The 20795-nt window shown below is 49.4% G+C and carries 20 protein-coding genes; 9 read left to right on the top strand and 11 right to left on the bottom strand.

Going from position 1 to position 20795, the window contains the following annotated elements; genetic code table 11:
* Nucleotides 1–175: 175 nt before the first annotated feature.
* The 8 genes from ABD852_RS06670 to ABD852_RS06705 all read right to left on the bottom strand — a co-directional run bounded on the left by ABD852_RS06670 (nt 176) and on the right by ABD852_RS06705 (nt 6046).
* Nucleotides 176–1276, bottom strand: a complete 1101-nt coding sequence (locus ABD852_RS06670) for a carboxylate-amine ligase (protein WP_345027447.1) — start codon at nt 1274–1276, stop codon at nt 176–178.
* Nucleotides 1277–1312: 36 nt separating this feature from the next.
* The gene (locus ABD852_RS06675; RefSeq protein ID WP_345027448.1) at nt 1313–2440 is read right to left on the bottom strand and encodes an ATP-grasp domain-containing protein; all 1128 of its coding nucleotides are present in this window, start codon (nt 2438–2440) and stop codon (nt 1313–1315) included.
* A 39-nt stretch (nt 2441–2479) separates the two neighbouring features.
* A complete protein-coding gene (locus ABD852_RS06680) occupies nt 2480–3190 on the bottom strand; it encodes an esterase family protein (RefSeq protein ID WP_345027449.1) in 711 nt (236 codons plus the stop codon).
* Nucleotides 3191–3490: 300 nt separating this feature from the next.
* Nucleotides 3491–4231, bottom strand: a complete 741-nt coding sequence (locus ABD852_RS06685) for an SMUG2 DNA glycosylase family protein (protein ID WP_345027450.1) — start codon at nt 4229–4231, stop codon at nt 3491–3493.
* The gene (locus ABD852_RS06690; RefSeq protein WP_345027451.1) at nt 4209–4790 is read right to left on the bottom strand and encodes a YdeI/OmpD-associated family protein; all 582 of its coding nucleotides are present in this window, start codon (nt 4788–4790) and stop codon (nt 4209–4211) included. Before ABD852_RS06690 ends, ABD852_RS06685 begins: the two co-directional genes overlap by 23 nt.
* Before the next feature lie 9 nt (nt 4791–4799).
* Nucleotides 4800–5183 carry a DoxX family protein gene (locus ABD852_RS06695; RefSeq protein WP_345027452.1) on the bottom strand — a complete coding sequence of 128 codons (384 nt, stop codon included), beginning with the start codon at nt 5181–5183 and terminating at the stop codon, nt 4800–4802.
* A 6-nt stretch (nt 5184–5189) separates the two neighbouring features.
* Entirely contained in the window at nt 5190–5654 is a 465-nt protein-coding gene (locus ABD852_RS06700; protein ID WP_345027454.1) for an SRPBCC family protein, read from the bottom strand.
* A 68-nt stretch (nt 5655–5722) separates the two neighbouring features.
* Entirely contained in the window at nt 5723–6046 is a 324-nt protein-coding gene (locus ABD852_RS06705) for an ArsR/SmtB family transcription factor (RefSeq protein WP_345027455.1), read from the bottom strand.
* 234 nt (nt 6047–6280) lie between these two features.
* Here ABD852_RS06705 and ABD852_RS06710 point away from each other — a divergent pair, with 234 nt between their 5' ends.
* The 9 genes from ABD852_RS06710 (at nt 6281) to ABD852_RS06745 (ending at nt 18807) form a co-directional block, all read left to right on the top strand.
* Nucleotides 6281–7624, top strand: coding sequence for a sigma-54-dependent transcriptional regulator (locus tag ABD852_RS06710; RefSeq protein ID WP_345027456.1), 1344 nt, complete (start codon nt 6281–6283; stop codon nt 7622–7624).
* Nucleotides 7625–7956: 332 nt separating this feature from the next.
* Complete coding sequence (locus tag ABD852_RS23055; RefSeq protein ID WP_425568778.1) at nt 7957–8034, top strand: potassium-transporting ATPase subunit F; 78 nt, start codon at nt 7957–7959, stop codon at nt 8032–8034.
* Nucleotides 8035–8088: 54 nt separating this feature from the next.
* Nucleotides 8089–9777 carry a potassium-transporting ATPase subunit KdpA gene (gene kdpA / locus ABD852_RS06715; protein ID WP_345027457.1) on the top strand — a complete coding sequence of 563 codons (1689 nt, stop codon included), beginning with the start codon at nt 8089–8091 and terminating at the stop codon, nt 9775–9777.
* Nucleotides 9778–9798: 21 nt separating this feature from the next.
* Nucleotides 9799–11808, top strand: coding sequence for a potassium-transporting ATPase subunit KdpB (gene kdpB / locus ABD852_RS06720; protein WP_345027458.1), 2010 nt, complete (start codon nt 9799–9801; stop codon nt 11806–11808).
* A gap of 18 nt (nt 11809–11826) precedes the next feature.
* Nucleotides 11827–12387 (top strand): K(+)-transporting ATPase subunit C, encoded by a 561-nt coding sequence (locus ABD852_RS06725; RefSeq protein ID WP_345027459.1) that lies wholly within the window; start codon nt 11827–11829, stop codon nt 12385–12387.
* A gap of 15 nt (nt 12388–12402) precedes the next feature.
* On the top strand, nt 12403–13476 hold the full coding sequence (locus ABD852_RS06730; RefSeq protein WP_345027460.1) for a porin: 1074 nt from the start codon (nt 12403–12405) through the stop codon (nt 13474–13476).
* Between the two features lie 59 nt (nt 13477–13535).
* Nucleotides 13536–14657, top strand: a complete 1122-nt coding sequence (locus tag ABD852_RS06735; RefSeq protein ID WP_345027461.1) for a sensor protein KdpD — start codon at nt 13536–13538, stop codon at nt 14655–14657.
* Between the two features lie 49 nt (nt 14658–14706).
* Nucleotides 14707–16431: a HAMP domain-containing sensor histidine kinase gene (locus ABD852_RS06740; RefSeq protein ID WP_345027462.1), complete on the top strand. Its 1725-nt coding sequence runs from the start codon at nt 14707–14709 to the stop codon at nt 16429–16431.
* A gap of 174 nt (nt 16432–16605) precedes the next feature.
* Nucleotides 16606–18807, top strand: a complete 2202-nt coding sequence (locus tag ABD852_RS06745) for an ArnT family glycosyltransferase (protein WP_345027463.1) — start codon at nt 16606–16608, stop codon at nt 18805–18807.
* A 63-nt stretch (nt 18808–18870) separates the two neighbouring features.
* Here the strand turns inward: ABD852_RS06745 and ABD852_RS06750 are convergent, their stop codons facing one another.
* The 3 genes from ABD852_RS06750 to ABD852_RS06760 form a co-directional block, all read right to left on the bottom strand.
* Nucleotides 18871–19329 (bottom strand): DUF1569 domain-containing protein, encoded by a 459-nt coding sequence (locus ABD852_RS06750; protein ID WP_345027464.1) that lies wholly within the window; start codon nt 19327–19329, stop codon nt 18871–18873.
* Nucleotides 19330–19467: 138 nt separating this feature from the next.
* Nucleotides 19468–20199 carry a 3-keto-disaccharide hydrolase gene (locus ABD852_RS06755; protein WP_345027465.1) on the bottom strand — a complete coding sequence of 244 codons (732 nt, stop codon included), beginning with the start codon at nt 20197–20199 and terminating at the stop codon, nt 19468–19470.
* Nucleotides 20200–20458: 259 nt separating this feature from the next.
* Complete coding sequence (locus tag ABD852_RS06760; protein WP_345027466.1) at nt 20459–20701, bottom strand: hypothetical protein; 243 nt, start codon at nt 20699–20701, stop codon at nt 20459–20461.
* Nucleotides 20702–20795: the final 94 nt, after the last annotated feature.

A 20795-nucleotide genomic window follows, 5' to 3' on the forward strand; every position in this document is an offset into this window, starting at 1 on the left:
TTACTCTAAAAGAATATCAGCTTATGCTTCTTTATATTAGCCCCTTTCAAACATAATACCTTTGTGGTTTGTTTAACCACGGAGGACACAAAGATCACAGAGGTTTGTTCCCGATGGTTTTTTTCTCGCCGTGCTCTTCGTAGTTACTCAACCAAAGAGACTCGTATTCTCTGTGCTAATAAAGGCCCATGCGGGTTTCTTTTACGATGTAATCGACGACGGATTTCAAGTCTCCTGTTTCTTCGTAGACTGCAAGTTGCCGATCGGCCCCGGTGCCCATTTTAAGAATTTGGTGCACGTATTCAATTTCTTTCCGGCTACCCAGTTGATCGACAACATCGTCTATGAAATCTAATAGTTCATAGACAAGTATCTGGTAGTCAACTTCTTCCTGTTTTCCGAAGTCGATCAGTTTGCTATGTATGCCGTATCGTGCAGCTCGCCATTTATTTTCATTGATCAAAATACGCCGGTAACCTCTGAAATTGAGGTTTTGCTTGTGTAATTTGTGAATTTTGGCAATAAGCGCCTGCATGATGGCCGCCAGGCAGATGGTCTCCTCCAATCTTAGCGGAACGTCACAAATGCGGAATTCGATCGTGTTAAAAACAGGGTGAAGCCTGATATCCCACCATATTTTTTTCCCATTATCAATGCACTTTGTTTTAATGAGCAGGTTGACGTATTCATCGTATTCGTGGATGGACGAGAAAAAGTCGGGGAGGCCTGTTCTGGGGAATTTGTCGAATACCTTTGACCGGTAAGACTTAAAGCCGGTGTTGCGGCCGCACCAAAAAGGAGAATTGGTGGAAAGCGCATATACGTGGGGCAGGAAATAACGGACGGCATTCATGATGTGAATCCCTTCGCTTCTGTTTTCCAAACCTACGTGGACGTGCAGTCCAAATATCAGGTTGCCGCGTGCTACATCGCGCATTTCGTCAATTAGTTCGTTGTAGCGTGGGTCGTCGGTGATGAGCTGGTCGGCCCAGTCCGCGAAGGGGTGTGTACCGGCGGCCGCTACCTGCAGGCCCTGGTCGTCGGCCAGCCCGAGAATCATTTTCCTCAGGTAGTTGACCTCTTCCCTGGCTTCCTGGATGTTGTGGCAAATATTGGTTCCCACTTCAACCACGGCCTGGTGCATTTCTGCTTTCACCCTCTCTTTTAATGTAATTCTCCCACCATCCACTATCTTGGACATGTGCGAGCGCAGGTCCCGTGTGACGGGGTCAATTGTCTGAAACTCCTCTTCAATACCGAGGGTGAACATTGCCATAGGTTACTTTCTTAAGACGTAGGGTAACAGGGCGTGCTACTTGCTATTTTTTTTGGATGACCTGGCTGCCGGCTTCTCAGGAGCGGCGGCGGTGCTTTTTGCGACGGGAGCCGCCGCCTTCGCTTTTTTAACAGGCGCAGCAGCCGGTCCTGAAGCACTCTTCTTTGCGGAGCCTTTCGCCGTATCACCTTTTACCAGGTTGGTATACGGTAAATTTGCAGCTGAAGTATGAATGAATGTGCCCCAGGTAAGGTTATTTTTGCCCGGTTCCTGCGCCAATGCCCGTTCTATTGCCATATTCGATGCTGCCTCAACTACCCATTCAAAATTGTCCTGGCCAACCGAATAGATATCGGCATCCGGTGCAGGGTTGCAAAAATCGATCGCATATGGCACTCCGTCTCTGACGGCAAATTCCACGGTGTTGAAGTCGTAGCCCAGCGCTTTGTTCAGGCGAAGCACATAGTCATGAATGGTTGCCAGCAATTTTTCACCGGCCGGCCCGCTGGCTTTCATGGTCGAAGCATAGCGGAGATGGTGCGGGTTCCGCGGTTCATAGGGCATGATGCGCACGTCTTTCTGCCCAATACAGTAACAGCGGAAATAGTCGTCAAAAACAATTTCTTCCTGCAGCATCATTACCAATTGCCCGGTTTCCTCGTGTTTGACCCACAAATCCTGCGGATCTGTCACGCGGTACACGCTTTTCCAGCCGCCGCCCGAATGAGGTTTCATATAGGCCGGGAAACCTACATAGTCAAACATCTGGTGCCAGTCCATCGGGAATTTCAGGTTCCGGAAAGAAGTCTCGGTGGTATCAGTGGGGCGCTCTTTCGAGGGGAGCAGCACGGTTTTAGGAACGGGGACGCCAATGGTTTCGGCCAGGCAGTTGTTAAAAAACTTTTCGTCTGCGCTCCACCAGAAAGGATTGTTAACTACCGCCGTCCCCATCAGTGCCGCATTCTTGAGATAAGCACGATAAAACGGTACGTCCTGGGAGATGCGGTCCACGATAACCGCGTAGTCGGTGGGCACGGCCTGCTGGACGCTACCGATCTGAACGGCTTCCGCCGATATTCCCTTGACATTTTTTTTGTTGATCCGGTCCACAAAAGCATGGGGAAATGTGTTTTCCATGCCAAACAGTATGCCAATTTTTTTCATTTGTATCAGTTGATTTTTTAGTTCAATGCTGGTTTCCCGTCAGGAAAACATACGGGAAAGATAAGTAGGAAACATCTTATTCCATAGCGGCCAGTCGTGCTTTTCCCAACCCCAGATATTGAGCCAGTGGTCGACGCCGATCCGGTTAAGGATACCCGACATCTGCACGTTGCTGTGCAGGCATATGTCCCATTCGGAGGTACCGAGGACGATTTTCATGTGCCCGTAGCGCCAGCCGTGCTCGTTGGCCATGTAATCGACCGGGTTATTGAAATAAAAATTGTCGTCGTAGTAGCCGTCCATAAAAGTCTTCATGTCAAACGCTCCGCTCATGCTCATCAGGTAGGCTACCTGGTCCGGATGTTTAAAAGCGAAGTTTGCGGCATGATAACCTCCGAAACTGCATCCGGCAACTCCGATCTTGTCCGTATTGCATTCATTCCGGATAGCAGGCACCAGTTCGTTCGCCAGGAATTTATCGTACTTCATATAATTGAGTACGCGTTGTTCCGGTTTCAGATGCCTGGCGTACCAGGAATCTCCGTCGATAGCATCGACGGCGTAGATTTTGAATTTTCCGGATTCTATGTAACCCCTCACCGAATCGATCAGCCCAAAGTCCTTGACCTGATAGTAACGGCTCAGTGTGGAGGGGAAAACGACAATCGGGTATCCCCAGTTTCCAAAGACAAGCATTTCGATCTCTTTGTCCAAATGCCTGGAATAGAATTTAACGTGTCTTTCTTCCAAGGTATTACAGTTTAATGAAACCAACAGCAGGCTTCAGACTCCGTTTTTTTTGCTTTTATCTCTCGACACAAGCCAGAACGGGAGAGTGGATGAAGGGCCATGCTGCCGGAAAACCGGCACTTGAAATATACAAATTAATCTTTACGAAGTTCTTTATGGACTTAATTTTTGTTGGTGGTCGAAATAATTACCGGATCCGCTTTTGTAAGTGCTTTTATTTCGCGGGCACGGATTTTCCGGGGCGGAATAAAGCCGCGCCGTCTGTATGGGTCAGGTGAGGCTTCGGAGAGGAATTGTGGTTCAGTAGCCGGTGGTTCCGGCGAGCGCCTGCAGGTACCGGTGAAGATAGGTATCACGCTCTTTTGACTTGTATTGCTGTATAAAGCGGGGGTGATCGAGCACTGTCAGCCGTTCGAAAAGCCTTTTGTCACGGTTTAATTTTTCAAGGAAAGTTGCATTTTTCTTTCCCAGCACAAAGACTTCGCCGGTGTACAGGCCCAAACTGATGTGTTTTTCCAGGGCGTCAATCATGAAATCCCTGACTGCAGAGAAAAGGGCCGGTGTGTCATAATAATTGGCATTTACCCATTGGTTACCGGGTGTATTCCTGATGATGGCCAGAGGGAATGGGGAATTGATATAGAAGTCCTGATAAAATGCCTCGGCGCCGCCATAAGCTTCGATAAGGTCATACATATATACCGAGGAAATTTCATGCGTGTATGCCGATGTCATTTTGATGCCGCATACCTGATCCAGCCGCTTGGTATCCGTGAAGGGCACGCCTGTAACACCTGCACCGTGCCGGCTCGGGTTGATGCCGACCAAAAAGCGTCTTTGGAGATTATCCCCGTAAAATTTGCGATAGAATTGCTCCATAACCACCAGTGTTTCCGGGTTGCTGAGATAGGGGTTCAGGACCTGGAAACCGTCCGGTAGCTTGCCTTCAAAACGTAATTTTTTGTTAAACGCAATTATTTTGCCCGCGATGGTTTCTTCCGCCGGAGTCGCGGCTGTGTCAATCGTCAATCCCTTTCCCATCTAAAATGTGCTGATAGTATTTGCTGATCCTCGCTTCCCTGGTTGCCGGTTGTTTAGCCTGGCTGAAGTAAAACAAATATCCTTTCTGCCGACCCGGCGTGAGCGATCGAAAGGCTTTTTGCAGCTCGTGATCTTCATCAAGCGCTTTCCGGAACTCTTGAGGAACGGGATATTCGGTTACGGTTTTCAGGTCTACTTTTTTCCCGGCTTTTTCGACTTCGACCGCCGCTCTGATATAATCTCCGATCACGTCTCTGAGCCGGTCGATCTGCTCCGAATCGGTAAACCTGATCTGCCTGGCCGATTGGACATTTTCGGTTTGCCGGATCAGGATGCCGGCAGGATCCTTCAGCAAGGCTCCTTTGTGGAATAGCAGCGCGCAATATTCCTTGAAACCATGGATAAGCACAACATTTTTTCCCCGGTAAGTATAGCAGGGGTGCATCCATTTGAAATCTTCTTCCAGTAATTTATTTTCGCTGATGATTTCCCTCAGCAAGGAAAATTCAGCTTTCCAGTTCCCGGCTTTTTCGAAAAAACGTTCTGCCTGTTCGTTCATGAATGCCAATTAATTTTTTATGAAAGCTATTTTTCTGTCCGCAGGCCTGAAATACCATGAAACGATAGTCAGGATTACGAATAGCAAGGGTGCTGCAAATTTCGGAAAGCCGTCGCCTACGGCGATGTGTGATGCCACGGCACCTGTCATCGCGAAGAAAAAACCGGCATAGGCCCACTCCTTCAGCAGCCTGAAACCGGGAAGCAAAATAGCAATTACTCCCAGCAATTTCAATACGCCCAGAATGGACATCAGGTATACCGGGTACCCCAAGTGTATGATACCGTCGGTATTTTGTTTTACCCGGAACAATTGGGCAAGCCCGCCGGAAAGCATTCCCAGTGCAAGCAGGATAGTGGCGGCCCAATAAACGGCTTTATTTCTTTTGTCCATGATTCTCTATTTAATAAGATCAATGATCTCCTGGAGCCTGTTATGAGCCATATTAATGCCCTGGGCAAAAGGCATCTGCATGAGCTGGTTTCTGTGCGCTACCGATTTGAATACGATGTGCATGGTAAGCCTGCTGGTGTCGTCGGTCAGCTTTTCGAAATCCAGGTACTCGAGTTGAACCGGGAACGGAGTATCCTCCATTTCGAAGGTCCGCGTTATTTTTTGGTTCGGGATAAACTCGTGTATGGTCCCGTTGGCCCGGAAGACCACGTTCCCGTTGTGTGAGGTTTCAAAAGCATAGGCGCCGTGCTTCCTGTTTTCGAATTTAAGGACCTTTGTGCCCATCCATTGCTCGAAGAGCTCCGGATCTTCGTATGCCCTGAAAAGTAGCGCTACCGGTAAATCGAATATCCGGGTGATCACAATTTCCTGTTTGCCGGACTCGGCTGTCACATTTGTTTTTTGTTCCATGTTTCGGATAGGTTGGAGATGTGAGGTTTGAGGTGTGAGGTTTGAGGTGCGGGTGAGCGGCTCAAGGCTTATGGCTCACCCCTCACCCCTTTCATCAGTGCTTCGAGTTTGTTGAACCTGTCGTCCCACATTTTGCGGAAAGGTTCGATAAAATCAGCTACTTCTTTCATTTTCTGCGGATTTAGTTGGTAGTAAATTTCCCTGCCGTTCTGCGCAGGGGTAAGCAATTCGCATTCTGTAAGAATTTGCAGATGTTTTGAAACAGTAGGTCGTGCGGTGTCAAAGTTGGAAGCAATAGCTCCGGCTGTCATGGCTTGCGAAGCCACCAACAAGAGGATCGCCCTTCTTGTTGGGTCCGCAATGGCCTGAAATACGTCTCGTCTTAAATTCATTATGAAGTCATTTGGCTACAAATATAAATGAAGTTATTTGGCTACACAATATTTTTTTCTTTTTTTGCTACTTCATACCGAAGCGTCCCAACACGCGGCGCCAAAAAAAAGCGGGTTGGTTATGGTTGCATTCAGGCCTGCCACTACCTTTGGTGCGAGATACGGTCTTTCCGTCTTGTCATAAACGAAGTCCGGTCGGTTACTTCGTGGTGTAACGTTCTACCTATTGCTGCTGTGAACACTATTTTATTAGTCGACGACGAAGAAAAGCTCAGAGGGCTTGTTGCCCGTATTATCAAACTTGAAAGCGGCGACTTCATAACCTATGAAGCCGGTAACATAAAAGACGCCCTGGCGTTGCTGGCAGTTCAGGATATTGACGTAGTCATTTGTGACGTAAAGCTTCCGGATGGAAACGGTGTTGACTTTGTACGGGAAATAAAAGCACGGCAGCCGCTTGCCGAAATAATTTTGCTTACTGCATTCGGCAACATCCCGGACGGGGTAAAAGCAATAAAAAACGGCGCGTACGATTACATCACCAAAGGAGATGATCATAGCAAAATTATCCCGCTCTTATACAAGGCGATAGAAAAAGTTGACCTGGCGAGACGCGTCCGCCAGTTAGAGCGGCAGATTGGTCAGAAATACACCTTCGACCAGGTGATAGGCCGGTCCCGGGTAATGCAGGAGGCGGTGGCGCTTGGCAGAAAAGTAGCGCGCTCGGATACCTCGGTATTGTTGCAGGGTGAGACCGGGACGGGGAAAGAGGTATTTGCACAGGCTATCCATTTCGAAAGCCTGCGTAGAAACAAGCCGTTTGTGGCCATTAACTGTGCGGCGTTCAGCAAGGAGCTCCTTGAAAGTGAGCTGTTCGGGCACAAGGCGGGCGCATTCACCGGTGCGGTTAAAGACAAGAAGGGGTTATTTGAGGAGGCCCATCTGGGTACATTGTTCCTGGATGAAGTGGGGGAAATGGCGGTTGACCTGCAATCGAAATTGTTGCGGGTGCTGGAAAGCGGTGAGTTCCTTAAAATAGGCGAAACGAAGTCAAGAAAAGTGGATGTCCGGATTATTTCAGCTACTAACCGGGATTTTTCCGCAGAAATGGAGCAGGGGACCTTCCGGACCGACCTGTATTACCGCCTTTCGGTTTTTTCAATAGTTCTGCCGCCGTTGCGTGAAAGGAGGGAAGACATAGGGGAATTGGCCCGGTATTTTGCCGGGTTCTACGCAGCTAAGACAGGCAAACGCCAATTGATCCCGACTGACGGTTACCTCGGCGCTTTGGAGCAAAACAGCTGGCGGGGAAATATCAGGGAGCTGAAGAATATTATTGAGAGAAGCGCTATTTTGGCCGAGGGCGAATCGCTCGACCTGGATAGTCTTCCGGCCGATCTGCTCCAAACCGGGGCTCCCGCCGGGAAAGTGCTGTCGGCCTTCTCGCTTAGCAGTGCCGAGAAACTACATATCCGGAAGGTATTGAATCATACGCGCGGCAATAAGGCAGAAGCAGCGCGGCTTCTGGAAATCGGGATCGCCACGCTGTACAGGAAAATCGAGGAGTTCGGACTTTAGGTAATGCACCGGTTTGCAGACTCGAACCGCTCATTTTGAAAACCGGCCTATCATTTTGATAGGCTTTTTTATGGGTTGTTTTATGGAGATTTGTTTGTATGTGGTTGATTAATAGTGTTTTGTGGGTCTGTCCTGTCTTTTGGCACAGCATTCTTATGCTGTTACGGTCACAGGGGGAAGGTCCTCCGTTTTTTAGTCCGTTACGAATTATTGATCAATCATGATTACCCTTGTTTTAACCACCGCTGGAGTTGCCTGTTTTGCCATGTTTTACCGTTTGATCGACGTCTTCGAAAAAATATAGCTTTCGTCTGTTCCCATACATGATCACTATGACAGCCTTGTTTTTAGTCGCAACCGGAGTTTTCGCCTACATGTTGTACGTGCTTCTGAAACCCGAGAAATTCTAACCGGCGCCCCTCTGCGCAGGAGTTTACAGAGTATGAGCTTTTTTTTGTTTTAAAATGAATACAGAAATTTCAGGCGTTGCAGCAACGTTTTTTATCACGGTTCTTTTGGCAATCCCGTACGGGAAATATATTGCAAAAGTCTATTCCGGCGAGCGTACCTTTCTTGACCCGGTATTTTCCGGGCTGGAACGCTGGGGCTTCCGCCTGTCCGGTATCGATCCGAAAGCCGGGATGAGCTGGAAGGAGCATTTGGTCGCTCTGCTTACCATCAACCTCATCTGGTTCCTGATCAGCATGGCGGTCTTAATGAATATGAGCAAGCTTCCGCTCAACCCCGATCAGAACCCGGACATGCCGGCAGACCTGGCCTTTAACACCGCCGTTTCTTTCCTGGTAAACTGTAATTTACAGCACTATTCCGGAGAAACCGGCATCAGCTACCTGGGACAGCTTTGGCTGATGTTCCTGCAATTTGTTACCGCGGGAACAGGTATGGCCGCCGCCGCAGTGGTTTTTATGTCATTCAGGGAAAAATCGGCGGGCGCTCTCGGGAACTTCTACCAGTTTTTTGTCCGGTCATGCACAAGAATTCTCCTGCCGCTTTCTCTTCTTATCGGATCGGTGCTGTTGTGGGAAGGGATGCCCATGACTTTTGAAGGGAAGGCGCATATGATGACGCTGGAAGGAGATTCTGTTGACGTATCACGTGGACCGGTAGCGGCTTTCGTGCCCATCAAGCACGTCGGTACGAACGGTGGCGGCTTTTTTGGCGCCAACAGCAGTCACCCGTTGGAAAACCCGAGTTACCTGACCAATATGGTCGAAATGTTCGGGCAAATGATCATTCCGCTGGCAATGGTGTTCGCATTTGGCTATTTTTTGAACCGGAAACGGCTTGCGATCATGATATTCAGCGTGATGACTGCCGGATTCCTGCTTTTAACGATTCCTACCATAATGACCGAAGCAGCCGGGAATCCCGCTATTGCTGCCATGGGCATAGACAATTCCCTCGGCGCCATGGAGGGTAAAGAAATACGGAACGGCGCCGTCGCATCAGGGTTTTGGAGTATTGCCACGACTGTTATTTCAACCGGGTCGGTTAATGCCATGCACGACAGCTATATGCCCTTGTCCGGTATGAACCAGATGATTGCCATGATGGTCAACGCTTTTTACGGCGGAGTTGGCGCAGGTATCCTGAATTTCTTTGTTTTCATGATACTGGCTGTATTTATCAGCGGCCTTATGGTTGGGCGCACGCCCGAATTTCTTGGCCGGAAAATTGAAGCCCGGGAAATGAAAATTGCCATGTTGGTGGCCCTGTCGCATCCGTTTTTTATCCTGACCGGGACGGCTTTAGCGACGGCGTTTCCCCAGTTGGGTGCTTCTACCCTTAACAATCCCGGTTATCACGGCTTCAGTGAAATTCTTTACGAATACACTTCTTCAGCAGCCAACAACGGAAGCGGCTTTGAAGGCCTTGGCGATAATACGCTCTGGTGGAACATTTCAACCGGCCTGGTACTACTTCTCGGGCGTTTTTTCCCAATCATCGGCCCCGTTGCCATCGCCGGCTTGCTGGCTGCCAAAAAGCAGGTCCCCGACGGCGAAGGCACCCTTAAAACGGATACAGCGACCTTCGGAGTGATGGTTTTTGCGGTCGTAGCCATCGTAGCGGCACTGGCCTTTTTTCCGGCGCTGGCCCTGGGGCCTGTAGCCGAATATTTTTCAATGCGTTAATAATCCCTTATTCGAAAAGATATGGTTAAGTCACAATCGATTTTTCAGAAAAAGCTGGTTCAACAGGCACTGAAGCAATCGTTGATCAAACTGGACCCGCGGTTGATGTTCCGCAATCCGGTAATGTTTACTGTGGAGATTGGAACGGTGGTTATGCTCCTGGTAAGTCTATGGGTACTGGCCGGAGCGTCGTCCCAGGGAAGTTTCGGTTATAATTTCACGATTTTTGTACTGCTGCTGCTTACCCTTTTGTTTGCCAATTTTGCAGAAGCAATTGCCGAAGCCCGCGGGAAAGCGCAGGCAGACAATTTGCGGAAAACCCGGGCGGATACCCCGGCAAACCTGCCTGACGGACAAGTGGTTGCCTCTTCTTCGTTGAAAAAAGGAGATGTTTTTGTTTGCCGGAGCGGCGAGGTGATTCCTTCTGACGGAGAAATCATCGAGGGTCTGGCCACTATTGACGAAAGTGCCATTACCGGGGAATCTGCTCCCGTTATCAGAGAGGCCGGAGGCGACAAAAGCTCGGTTACAGGCGGCACAAAAGTATTGTCGGACCAGATCACAGTGCGGGTTACAACTGAACCGGGCGAGAGTTTTCTCGACAGGATGATCGCGCTTGTAGAAGGCGCCAGCCGTCAGAAAACACCCAATGAAATAGCGCTCACAATTCTGCTGGCGGGGTTTACCCTCGTATTTGTAGTGGTGACGGTTACACTCCGGCCCTTTGCGGAATATGCCGGTGTAGACATTACGATTGCAGCTTTTGTTTCCCTGTTTGTTTGCCTGATCCCAACGACAATAGGCGGTCTTTTGTCGGCTATCGGAATCGCAGGTATGGACCGGGCGCTCCGGGCCAACGTGATGACCAAAAGCGGCAAGGCCGTTGAGACCGCCGGTGACGTAGATGTCTTGCTGTTAGACAAAACCGGGACCATCACCATCGGGAACCGGCGGGCAACGCACTTTCATGCTGCGGAAGGAATTCTCCCGGAAGAATTTGTTAAAGCGGCCGTTCTGAGCTCCATGTCGGACGAAACGCCGGAAGGTAAATCTGTGGTTGAGCTGGCCGGGCTTAATCCACTCGGATATAGGGTCAGTGCTCCCAGGTTTATACGCTTCACTGCCGAAACGCGGTGTTCGGGTATTGATTTTGAGCAAACCCGGATCCGGAAAGGCGCCACTGACGCGATCCGGAAGCTGGTGGTTGACGCCGGGAACACATTTCCGGCTGACGTAGATGACCGCGTAGAGAGAATTTCCGAAAACGGCGGCACGCCGCTGGTGGTTGCGCAAAATGAAAAGATTTTAGGTGTGATTGAGCTGCAGGATGTGATTAAACCGGGGATCAGGGAGCGATTTGAACGGCTTCGGAAAATGGGGATAAAAACCGTTATGGTGACGGGAGACAACCCCCTGACAGCCTCATACATCGCGAGAGTGGCGGGTGTCGACGATTTTATTGCCGAAGCAAAACCCGAAGACAAAATGAATTATATCAGAAGGGAACAGGCTGAAGGCAGACTGGTGGCGATGATGGGCGACGGCACCAATGACGCGCCTGCGCTGGCGCAGGCTGACGTCGGTGTAGCCATGAACAGCGGCACGCAGGCGGCCAAAGAGGCGGGCAATATGGTGGACCTTGACAATGATCCGACCAAACTGATTGAAGTGGTGGAAATTGGCAAACAGCTGCTGATGACCCGGGGAACACTGACGACCTTCAGTATTGCGAACGACGTTGCAAAGTATTTTGCCATCATCCCGGCACTTTTTATCACCGCTATCCCGTCCCTCCGGTCGCTGAATATCATGAACCTCGGGAGCCCGGAAAGTGCTGTGCTCTCTGCTGTTATTTTCAATGCCCTGGTCATACCGCTTTTAATTCCCCTCGCCATTAAAGGGGTGGCGTACAAGCCCATCGGCGCGTCGGCTTTGCTTCGCCGGAACCTTCTTGTTTTTGGTCTCGGCGGGTTAATTGTACCGTTTGCAGGTATCAAGCTGATTGATCTTATTGTGTCTGTTTTTGTGTAGATGTTAATTCAAAGAAAGATGAAACTCCATTTTATTAAAGCGTTTAAACTGACGCTGTTCACTATAATCCTCCTGGCAGTTGCCTATCCGCTGGCGCTCTGGGGAGTTGCGCAGATTACCCCTCACCGGGGCGCCGGCGAAACCATTGTTCATAAAGGCAGGACCTATTTTGCCAACGTGGGGCAGTCGTTTACGGACAAAACCCATTTCTGGTCGCGACCGTCGGCGGTGGGGTACAATGCCGCCGGTTCGGGCGGCAGTAATAAAGGGCCGTCCAACGAGGCGTACCTGGCAGAAGTACGCGCGAGAATTGACACGTTCCTGGTATACCATCCCGGTGTCAGACGTTCTGCGGTGCCCGTAGAAATGGTTACCGCCAGCGGGAGCGGGCTGGATCCCGATATTTCACCTGATGCGGCTAATATACAGGTGCCGAGAGTGGCGGCCGCACGGGGGATTGCCGCGTCTGAGGTGTACCGGCTTGTGCAACAACAGACCCGAAAACCGGTTCTGGGAGTGTTCGGTACAGAAAAAGTTAATGTTTTAAAACTCAACCTGGCCCTGGACGATATCCGGTAAGCCTATCGAATTTTGATGAAAAAGTATTTATTTATTGCGGCACTTGTTGTGAAAAGCACCCTGTTACCTGCGCAGGACGAAAAAAAAACACCGGTAACCCTGAGCGGATACGCCGAGGTTTATTACAGCAGGGACTTCCGGAACCCGGCATCCAACACCAGACCCGCTTTTGTGTATAGTCATAACCGGGCGAATGAAGTGTCGGTCAACCTCGCCTATCTGAAAGCCGACTACCGGAACGAACACGTTCGGGCTAGCCTCGCATTGGCGACCGGCTCGTATATGAATGCCAATTACGCGGCGGAGCCGGGCGTTTTGAAAAACATCTATGAAGCCTATGCGGGAGTGAAAATATCGAAAAAACACAATCTATGGTTGGATGCAGGCGTTTTCCCGTCCCACCTCGGATTTGAGAGCGCGACCGGAAAAGACAACTGGACATTGACCAGGAGTTTGTTTGCAGACAATTCACCCTATTTTGAAGCGGGTGCTAAGGTATCCTATACGTCGCAGGATAACAGGTGGCTGATGAGCGGGCTTATCCTGAATGGCTGGCAGAGAATTCAGCGGGCTGACGGGAACAGTACACCTGCTTTCGGGCATCAGCTTACGTTCAGACCGACGGAGAGCCTGGTAATCAACAGCGCTTCATTTATTGGGAATGACAAACCGGACAGCCTCAGGCAAATGCGCTATTTTCACAATTTTTACGCGATTTACCAGCTCGGTCCGCGCTGGGGAATAACGGCCGGCTTTGATGTGGGTGCAGAACAAAAGCATAAAGGCAGCGCGCGGAAGAATATGTGGTTAACGCCCGTCCTGGTTGCGCGTTGCACGTTCTCCGAAAGGTTCTCGATAAGCGGCCGGGGAGAATACTACCGCGACCCGGCTGGGGTTATAGTGACAGCACCCGGAGGTTTTGAAACCTGGGGATTTTCACTAAACACGGATTGGGTCATACGATCAAACGTCATGTGGCGTGCGGAAGTGAGGAACCTGAATGCGCGCAGTGCGATTTTCGCGGATGGTAGTCATCAACCGCATACCAGTAGCTGGGTGGCGACAAGCGCATTGGCAATAAGCTTTTGAAAACATTGCTTGTCTCTTTCGGCCGGGGCCGGGAGAGATAAGCCGCCTTGTAACCGGAAATGGATAACAGAAAAAATGCAGAGCACTTTCTTGATCTGATCAGGAAGTCCCGGAAAGGGAAATTCAAGCTCTATATCGGGATGAGCGCCGGGGTGGGTAAAACCTACAGGATGTTACAGGAGGCACATACCCTTCTCAGGAACGGGGTAGATGTGAAGCTTGGCTTCATTGAAACCCACGGACGGACCGAAACCGAGGCACTGACGGAAGGGTTGTCAATAGTACCCAGGCGGAAAATTTTTTACAAAGGGAAAGAGCTTGAAGAGCTGGATGTACAGGCAGTTATTAACCTAAGGCCGGAAGTGGTACTGGTCGACGAGCTGGCTCATTCCAACGTAGAAGGAAGCAAAAATCAGAAACGTTGGCAGGACGTGCTGGAAATACTGGAGTCCGGGATAAACGTGATCAGCGCGGTAAATATCCAGCATATAGAGAGTCTCAATGAAGAAGTCCACAAAATAACCGGTATTGAGGTCCGGGAGAGAATTCCGGACAAGATAGTGGCTGCTGCTGACGAGATTGTTAACATCGACCTCACGGCCTCCGACCTCATCACACGGCTGAAAGAGGGGAAAATATATGGTGCTGATAAGGTAAAAACCGCTCTGGAAAACTTTTTCCGTGCTGATCATATTCTGCAGCTCAGGGAGCTTGCGCTGAAAGAAGTTGCCAGCCACGTAGTCAGGAAGGTGGATGCGGAAGTAGAAAAGGGAGTCGGATTGCGCCATGAACGGTTTATGGCCTGTATCGGGAGCGACGCGAAGAAGGCCAAAAATGTAATCCGGAAAACCGCCCGGATGGCCGGCTATTACAGTGGCGAATGGTTTGTTTTATATGTCCAGACCCCGAAAGAACGGCTTGACAAAATTTCGCTCGCCAGGCAGCGTATGCTCATCAACAATTTCAAACTGGCCACTGAGCTGGGCGGTACTGTTGTGCAGATTCACAGCCGGAATATTCCTACCGCCATTATCGATCAGGCTGTCAAGATGAAAATTACAACGGTATGTCTCGGGAAGCCGGCGATAACTTTGCTCGGGGTCATCCTATCTACCGGAATTTTCAACACCTTGCTGAAAAAAATGTCGGTTACCGAGATAGACCTTATTGTTTTATCGTAGAGCCTGCCGGAACAGCACTTCACACCTTACATATCATACCTCACATCCAATGAAAATTAAATTAAAGCTCACATTCGGGGTTGGATTGCTCTTCGTACTGATTATTTTGCTGGCGGCCGTTAGTATCCGGTATGTCAACGGTTTGAAATCGGACACGGAAAACATCCTCACTGCCAATTACAATACGCTGCAATACGCGCGGAATATGCTGATTTCACTCGAAGAGTTTGGGCGGAATCCCCAGGCAGCCTATGACTTTGGCCACAACCTGGAGAAGCAGAAGGGTAATGTCACGGAAATAGGGGAGGACCGGGTGACCGGGCAAGTCGGCGCTCATTTCGAAGCGCTCAGGCAGATGCCGCAGGATTCTGCGTTGCGATCCGCCATAAGGAGGGATATTGCCGAGCTGATGGAAATCAACATGCTTTCCATCGAGAAAAAGAGTGGGATTGCGAACCAGACTGCAGAATCTGCTGTCATCTGGATTTCCCTTACCGGCACGCTATGTTTTCTGATTGCCTTTACGCTGCTGGTAAACCTTCCGGGAAGCATTGCCAATCCGATAGAGGAATTGACCGGGAGCATCCAGGCCATTGCCGCCCAGCGTTACCACCAGCGGGTGCATTTTGAAAGCCACAGCGAGTTTGGCGCGCTGGCCAGGTCGTTCAACACCATGGCGGAAAAGCTCGAGGAATATGCCAATAGCAAGCTGGAAAAGATCCTGAAGGAAAATAAAAGAATTGAAACGCTGATCAGCAATATTCATGACCCGATAATTGGCATAGACGAGGAAAAAAAGGTGCTTTTTATTAATGATGAGGCGCTGAATATCACAGGCTTAAGACGGCCGGATGCTTTGGGGCGTACGGTCCGCGAGTTGTCCGTCGGCAACGACCTGATCCGAATGCTTGCCCGCGACCTGCTGAACCCTGAAAACGGTGCCGGGGAAGCGAAGCCGATCAAGATTTTTGCCGATCGGAAAGAGAGCTATTTCGAAAAAGAAATAATTGAAATCAGGATTCTCCCCACCGGTGAAGAAACTTACCAGTCGATCGGTCATTTTATCTGGCTTCGCAATATCACTCCCTTCAAAGAGTTGGACTTTGCGAAAACCAATTTTATTGCCACGGTCTCGCACGAACTAAAAACGCCTATCTCCTCTATACAACTGAGCCTTGACCTGCTCGATCACAAAAGTACAGGCGAGCTCAACAGTGAACAGCATAAACTCGTTGAGAGCATCCGGGAGGACAATGTAAGGCTTCTGAAAATAACCCGCGAACTTCTGAATATGTCACAGGTGGAGACGGGGAACATACAACTGAAAAAACAATATGTTTTGCCCGAAGAGATCGTGGGGTTGGCTGTCGATGCTACCAGGGGACAAGCGGAACAGAAGCGTGTTTTGATCAGGCGCGCTTTTGCTTCGGATCTCCCGGTTTTGAATGTCGACCAGGAGAAGACGGCCTGGGTATTGATCAATTTTATTACCAACGCAATCAAACATAGTGCTGAGGGGGGAGAAATATTGCTAACGCTTCGAAATACGGATAACACCGTTACTTTTTCCGTTCGGGACTATGGACCGGGAATCGAAGCCGGTTACCGGTCACGGGTTTTTGAGCGTTATTTCCAGATCCCAGGCGGTGCGAAAGGCGGTACGGGGCTCGGTCTCTCGATCAGCAAGGATTTTATCGAAAGCCAGGGTGGAACAATAGGCGTCGATAGCACCGTGGGTGAGGGGAGTACTTTCTACTTTAGTTTCCCCGTTTAGGCGCCGGCGAGCCGGCTAAATCATTACCGCCCCTCTTGTCTTTTCACCTGAAGGACGCGGGTCAGACCATTTCCCCGGTATTAACAAACGGGCCGATCACAATAGAAAGCAGCGAAACAAAGGCTTTTTTGGTTATTATTGCGCTTTCGACCGAGGCCCGGTGACCGGGAACTTATGGTGCAAGCCGGTCGGAAGTACGAATACTACAAAGCGCTTTCGGGATATATGGGTATTTTTATTTTGTTTGGGGTCCTTAATATTTTTCTTACTTTCTCCCTTCTCCGGCGAATAGTCCCCAAAGCGGGCCTCCGTGAATCAATTTTGTGGTTCCTTTTGTGGAATGCAGCGCTCTGCTGGATTTACGCGGAAGGAGCATCCCTTTTCAACGGGTTGAGTTATACCTCCGCCCGGGTTTTCTGGGGTGGTGTTCTGTTGACAGAAGCGGTTTTTTTTGCCCGGCTGCGTGCACCCGTTCCGCTATTCATCGAGCGGATCGACTACTATTTAGGGCGTCTGACTTCGGAGCCGCTGGCGCGGCGCATATTGGTGATGTCGGGTATTATCCTGTTACCATTGTTGTTGCTGGCTGTTTGTACACCGCCAAACAATTTTGATTCCAACCACTACCACATGCACCGGATCCTGGCATGGGTACATTTTGAGAACCTTGACTTTTTCCCGACACTGCATGTTCAGCAGCTTTACCATAATGTTTTTGCTGAATACATGGTGTTGAGCGTGTACCTGGTGACGGGAAGCGATCAACTGGTCAACCTGGTGCAATATGTTTTCGGGCTAGGCTGTCTGGCTGCGCTCACGCTCGTAGCGAAGCAGGTGGGACTGAACCGGAGAGGGCAATTGCTGGCCGCGTTCGTTCTGTTGACTTTGCCGGTCGGAATTTTCGAATTCACCACGACCCAGGTAGATTACGTCCTGTCGTTTTTCTTTACTTCATTTTTGTACTTTGGTTACCGGTTGCGCTCCGGGTTTTCCTGGACCATGCTATGGGGTATGAGCCTTTCTCTGAGCTTTGCCGCTTTCACCAAATATCCCGCCTTTTTCTATGCTTTACCGTTTTGTATTTATTTCGGAATTTCTTACCTGAGACGTTTCCGTTTGGGCGACACCGTCAGGGTAGCAGTCACTGCCGCCTTCCTGCTGGGCCTGGTATATGCTCCCTTCTGGTCGCGAAACTACCAGTTGTTCGATAACATCGTGAGCCCGGCGGAGGATACTCCGCTTTTCGCTGAAAAGCTCCAGGCCGACACCCATAATTTCCGCTTTTCCGTCTCCAGTATCCTGAAAAACAGCAGCCTTCACCTGGGTTTGCCTTATACCGGTTTCAACCGTATGCTGGAAAATGCCATTCTCGGAATTCATGAGGCGATTGGCGTAGACGTAAATGAGCCTCAAATATCGCGTGATGAATTTTCGGTACGCTTTTCAGTACATGAGGATATGGTGCCGAACAGCATCCATTTTTACCTGCTGGTCGTCTGTACGGTAGCGCTGCTTGTCAGAAAGGGGAACCGGGAGCTGAAGATCTTCTGGCTTCTGGGTATTTGCGGATTCTTTATTTTCTGCACTTTATTAAAATTCCAACTTTGGAGTACCAGGACCCATCTGCCTTTTTTTGTAATGGGTTCGGTCTTGATCGGTGCCACGCTGAGTCATTTCAAAAACGCCTTCGTCAGCCTGGTGTTGGTGGTGTTGTTTGTCCCGGCTTTATTTTTTGTGTTCGGGAATCCGTCGAAACCGGTATTGCCGTTGCCTTATTACGCGAAACGGTTCACTGCGCATGTGCCTTCTGCGATTTGCAAGTTAAGCCCCCAAGAACTGACCAGCTACAGGCATTTGCTTGGCGGGCATTATACACCCCGTTCAAAAATGGAAGACTGCCTGGAACTTGGAGATTTCCCGGGTTATTCCGAGCGGAGGAATATATTCAGAAGCCTGGACAGTCTCGGTTACTACGACCCGATTAAGAAAACAGTGCTGAATACACCGCGTGCCGAACTCTATTATATCAATGACAAGGAAAAGTACGATTTTTTTAAACCTTTCTTTAGTGAGATAAAAGGCGAACACCCCGGCGTGGCTGTCATCAGCCACCAGGGCGAAGGTTTTTATTTTTACCAGGGGTCCCTGCGGGCTGCGACCAACGTGAATGCCGATTTTGACTATGCATTTTTCAGAAAAGAATATTCGGTTTTAAAAAATGCGGCCCGTCAGTTTTGCTATCAATACGTTGTAACGGATGATCCGCAACTGGTGCGACGGTACATCCCCGCGGAGCGCATTGAACGTATCGTAGGCGGAGGAAAGTTGTTCCTGGTTTGCCTGAAACAAAAAGAGTGCGGCAAATTCCTGTACTAGGAAAGATAGATGCTCTGTAACCGGGATTCTAACCAACGTTGGTTAGAATCCCGGTTACAATACTTATACATTAAACTGCCTGAGGTGATGATCCAGGTGTTTGTAAAACATCGTATTCCACTCGTCCCCGCTTAATTTTCCAAAAGAATTGGATTCTTTTCCTTCAAATTCCTTAATTCCGAGGGCTGCGGTCCGACGGATGTAGTCAATCAGTCTTTTCTGCTCGTAATCAAAATTTTTTCTCTCGACGATCTTGAAAGCAGGGGCGGTCGGGGCGTTGCGCGGGTATGGGCTGGGACCGACTACCAGGTTCTTAACAAAGAGGCGCAACATCAGTTGTTTGAAAAAATTGGGTTTTGGATGTATATTCTCATATACCATTTCATAAGCCACACAGCAATGGGCAAGCATTTGATCTACAGTCATTTTGCCCCAAAGCGGTGTGCTTTCAGGCTTAAGGTGTGTGATGCGGCTGATGGCGCCTTCCGAAACTTCAAGCGTGAAAATATTGGGTGATGTCATTACGTGGTCCTGGTTTTTTGTGGTTTTCTGATGAACCGCAAATTACGATTATTCGTTCTGCAAACGGATTAAGACTTGACAAAAAAAGCCTGCAGAAATCTTCCATCCTGCAGGCCTGTCGCTATATGTAGCTGAATTTTAAATCTCTCTTATCCTGATATTACGGAACCACATTTTTTCTTTCGCGTTGTGACTTTGCAGGGCAATTTTTCCGCGGTGATGTGGAGTGGCATAGTGAGGCCACTCGTTGTACTTACTTTCTTTTACAAACTTTTTCCAGGCGTCGTCACCGTATTGGTAGTCAACCACGAGTTTGTCGTTGAGAAAATGTTGGACATGAGCCCCTTTTACTACGATCCTGCCTTTGTTCCAGGTTCCGGCGGGTAGAAAAGCCGAAGCGTCGCGAGGAGGGTGCATATCGTAATTGGCCCCTGTTTTCTGAGTTTCCTTCAGAGCTATCTGTTCGCCGTTCGCACCTTTAATGATATACCCCGTATCGTCGATTATCTGGTATTCAGGCCCTGAGTGAACAGTTCTTTTAATTTCAGGCTTTTCGATAACCTTGTAGAATACACCACTGTTGCTGGCGGGTGGTATCTTGAATTCGAAGCGAAGGTCAAAATCTCCGAACTCCTGGTTGGAGGTGAGATCGCCTCCTGTTCCATCGGTAGTGAGAAATCCATCTTCAATCATCCAGCCGGTCACTTTGTCTTGGTTGTAGCTGTGCCAGCTGTTGAGGTCTTTCCCGTTGAACAATTCGATCCATTTGCTTTTTTTGACAAAGGATGAGGTAACCAATAGCCCGGCCAATAGCAGGGAAGCAAGCAGCAACGGGGCCGCTTTTAGATGTGAAAGGTGTTTTTTTATCATTTATCACATTGATTTGACAGTTATTGGATAAGGTTCTTCATTAAGACAAGCCCGCATTGGGAACCGCAAACACTTAGTAAATCCGAACCGGGCGTTAAAATACTCTTTTGGCCTCCCCGATCCGGTTGCACGCCAGCAGATTTAGATCGTACGGAGGTTTTTCTTCGTGAATTTCTGTACAACAAAGTGCAAGTACCTGATCGTCAGACGCTGGGTTTCTAGTGAGTTTGTGTTCAAGGATAAAAGGCCTTCGACAAGCTCAGGCACCGTCCTTCGACAAGCTCAGGCGCCATCCGGAGGACACCGTCCGGATGGTGGGTGAGCCCGTCGAACCCTTTTTATGCCCCAAACTCACAGCCTTCGGATGTTCAAACAGGGCAAAATCAAACACTTGAAGAATTTGTTGTACACCTAAATCAGGTCGTCCGGCCCGCTGGAATTCGTGGCTCAGTGGTTTATTTTTTTTGCTCTTCGCCGCGATTATTTTAACCACAAAGGTCACGGAGGGCACAGAGGTTTTTCTTCTTGTTCTTCGTGGCTCAGTGGTTTAGGTCGCCGGAACTTAACTGTGGTTTCACATCTGAATGAATTTTGGG

It is taken from the genome of Ravibacter arvi (genome assembly GCF_039540405.1).
GTDB classification, from domain to species: Bacteria; Bacteroidota; Bacteroidia; order Cytophagales; family Spirosomataceae; genus Ravibacter; species Ravibacter arvi.

Coding starts and splice junctions, on each gene's coding strand:
- ABD852_RS23055 (WP_425568778.1), top strand. CDS start 7,957: ATGACAGCCTTGTTTTTAGTCGCAACCGGAGTTTTCGCCTACATGTTG.
- ABD852_RS06730 (WP_345027460.1), top strand. CDS start 12,403: ATGAAAAAGTATTTATTTATTGCGGCACTTGTTGTGAAAAGCACCCTG.
- ABD852_RS06675 (WP_345027448.1), bottom strand. CDS start 2,440: ATGAAAAAAATTGGCATACTGTTTGGCATGGAAAACACATTTCCCCAT.
- ABD852_RS06745 (WP_345027463.1), top strand. CDS start 16,606: ATGGTGCAAGCCGGTCGGAAGTACGAATACTACAAAGCGCTTTCGGGA.
- kdpA (WP_345027457.1), top strand. CDS start 8,089: ATGAATACAGAAATTTCAGGCGTTGCAGCAACGTTTTTTATCACGGTT.
- ABD852_RS06670 (WP_345027447.1), bottom strand. CDS start 1,276: ATGGCAATGTTCACCCTCGGTATTGAAGAGGAGTTTCAGACAATTGAC.
- ABD852_RS06685 (WP_345027450.1), bottom strand. CDS start 4,231: ATGGGAAAGGGATTGACGATTGACACAGCCGCGACTCCGGCGGAAGAA.
- ABD852_RS06735 (WP_345027461.1), top strand. CDS start 13,536: ATGGATAACAGAAAAAATGCAGAGCACTTTCTTGATCTGATCAGGAAG.
- ABD852_RS06705 (WP_345027455.1), bottom strand. CDS start 6,046: ATGAATTTAAGACGAGACGTATTTCAGGCCATTGCGGACCCAACAAGA.
- kdpB (WP_345027458.1), top strand. CDS start 9,799: ATGGTTAAGTCACAATCGATTTTTCAGAAAAAGCTGGTTCAACAGGCA.
- ABD852_RS06690 (WP_345027451.1), bottom strand. CDS start 4,790: ATGAACGAACAGGCAGAACGTTTTTTCGAAAAAGCCGGGAACTGGAAA.
- ABD852_RS06740 (WP_345027462.1), top strand. CDS start 14,707: ATGAAAATTAAATTAAAGCTCACATTCGGGGTTGGATTGCTCTTCGTA.
- ABD852_RS06725 (WP_345027459.1), top strand. CDS start 11,827: ATGAAACTCCATTTTATTAAAGCGTTTAAACTGACGCTGTTCACTATA.
- ABD852_RS06695 (WP_345027452.1), bottom strand. CDS start 5,183: ATGGACAAAAGAAATAAAGCCGTTTATTGGGCCGCCACTATCCTGCTT.
- ABD852_RS06700 (WP_345027454.1), bottom strand. CDS start 5,654: ATGGAACAAAAAACAAATGTGACAGCCGAGTCCGGCAAACAGGAAATT.
- ABD852_RS06750 (WP_345027464.1), bottom strand. CDS start 19,329: ATGACATCACCCAATATTTTCACGCTTGAAGTTTCGGAAGGCGCCATC.
- ABD852_RS06755 (WP_345027465.1), bottom strand. CDS start 20,199: ATGATAAAAAAACACCTTTCACATCTAAAAGCGGCCCCGTTGCTGCTT.